2 protein-coding genes and 1 pseudogene are annotated in these 2051 nt (G+C 60.4%); all 3 read right to left on the reverse strand.

Annotation, left to right across the window (positions count from 1 at the left end; genetic code table 11):
• A pseudogene (locus QM600_RS29325) lies at positions 1-398 on the reverse strand (ABC transporter permease); the annotation flags it as partial.
• Positions 391-1347 (reverse strand): ABC transporter permease, encoded by a 957-nt coding sequence (locus tag QM600_RS29330; RefSeq protein WP_283265282.1) that lies wholly within the window; start codon positions 1345-1347, stop codon positions 391-393. The pseudogene QM600_RS29325 and the gene QM600_RS29330, both read right to left, overlap by 8 nt.
• Positions 1348-1473: 126 nt before the next feature.
• Positions 1474-2051 (reverse strand): ABC transporter substrate-binding protein (locus QM600_RS29335; protein WP_283265284.1); only part of this gene is annotated, 578 nt, incomplete at its 5' end.

Consider the following 2051-nt stretch of genomic DNA (forward strand, 5'->3'; position numbering starts at 1 on the left):
GTCTTGACCGTGTCCTTGTACTCACCGAGCGGCAGCAGCGGCGCGAAGATCGCGGCCAACACCAAGGCGATCAGCCAGACCACGGCCAGCCAGTACGACAGGTCGAATTGGCTGCCCCACTTGGCGAGACCGATCTTGCCCAGTCCCTTGAACAGGAATACGAGTGCAACAAGAGCGATGACGATGCGAACCATCATCATGATGCCGGAGCCGAACAGGGAGGTGCCGAGTAGCGCGAGACCGATGACGGTCAGGATCGTGCCGATCAGTACCAGATTTTTCGGCTTCTCCAGCGTCTCTATCGGACCGGGAGCAAGCAGAACTGTCTGCTGCCGATATGTCATCACCTCGGACGGGGCAGGCGACGGCGCCGCTCCGTCGGGCGTCACTTCAGACATGGACACGACGACTCCTCGGGTCAAGATAGGTGTACAGAACATCGACGAAACTATTGACGAGTACGTAGATGACGGCGATCACGACCACCGCACCCAACAGCATCGGCGAGTCGCCCTGTTGCGCAGCGCGAACGATGAGGCTGCCCATTCCGGGTAGTGAGAACAGCGTCTCGACGATCACGGTGCTGCCGATCATGCCGCCGAGTGCCAAACCCATCATGGTGATGAGCGAGAAGGACGACGGGCGCAGTGCATCACCGAACAGGACGCGCAGCGTGGGCATGCCCTTGGCCTTCGAGGCGAGGATGTAATCCTCACGCAGGGTCGTGACCAGGTCGCTGCGAAGAACGCGAGTGAACATCGCCATCTCGAGGAGGCTGATGGTGATCGCGGGAAGTATTGCGTGAGAAAGGTTTCCGGAGAGGCTTTCACCGATACGAACCCACTGCGAACGCGGGAACCAGCCAAGCCAGTTAACCGTGATCATGATGAGCAGCAAGCCGGCGAGGAAGCTCGGAACCGACAGGACACCGAACGTCGCGGCGCTGATGACGCGGTCGATGACGCCACCCTCGTGGTGCGCAGACCACAGTGCCAGCGGGACTGCGACAACCAGGGCGATAACCAGGCCCATCACGGCCAGCTGAACGCTGACGGGAAGCGCGGACGTGATTGCCGTGAGGACATCCTGCTGCGGCGGGACCAACGAATTGCCGAGGTCGCCGGTGACTGCGCTTGTCAGCCAGTCCCAGTAGCGAACCAGGAGTGGGTCGTTGAGACCCAACTGCTGACGCACTTCTTCGTATTCGGCGGGGGTACGACCCTCACCCAATACCGAGACAGCAGGGTCACCGGGGATCAAGGACGCCAGCACGAAGGTTCCGAAGCTGACGAGCAAGAGCACAATGACGAGTTGGCCCAATTTCTTACCGATTGCGCCGATATTCATCGATTTCGTCTCCTTCGGACAGCTAGCTCGCAATACACAGCAGTTCCTCGTATTTCATCGGTTCTTCACACGCATCCGGCTCCGCGGGGTGCCCCCACGGAGCCGGATGCGCATACTCACTGGAGACTAGGACTTCCAGACCTCATCGAACAGCATGATGCCGTCGATGCTCTGCTTCAGTCCGTGCACGTTCTTATTCCAGACGTCGAACGTCGGGACGTTGCCCCAGACCTGCCACGGCACGGTCTCGTTGGCGCGTTCCTGGATCTTCGCGAGGACGGCCTTCTTGTCCTCGTCAGTGGTGGCAACACCGAGCTGATCGAGCAAGGTGTCCATCTGAGCGTCGGCGTAATTGGTGACGTTGTTGCGGCCACCACCCTTGATGCCTGTGTAGAGGCGCTCGAACGGATCGGCTTCGGGAAGCGAACCGGCAGCGGTGCTCATGTCGTAGTCGCGGTCGACGTACATGCGCTTGACCAGGTCACCGGAGCCGTTGACGTACTCGATCTGGATATCGAAGCCGACTGCGTTGAGCATTGCCTGCACAGCGAGAGCTGTTGCCTGCGCCGACGGTTCCTGGATCGAGAGGAACGTGACCTTGCCGTCGAAGCCGTCAGCCTTGGCCTGATCGAGCAGGTCCTTCGCCTTGGCCGAGTCGACACCGATCGGTGCGACGTCGTTGTTCCAACGCGAAGTGTCCTGGA

The sequence above is a fragment of the Rhodococcus sp. IEGM 1379 genome, assembly GCF_030056815.1.
GTDB lineage: Bacteria > Actinomycetota > Actinomycetes > Mycobacteriales > Mycobacteriaceae > Rhodococcus_F.

Excerpts from the sequence above, each read along its gene's own strand:
- QM600_RS29330 (WP_283265282.1), bottom strand. The coding sequence starts at position 1,347 with ATGAATATCGGCGCAATCGGTAAGAAATTGGGCCAACTCGTCATTGTG.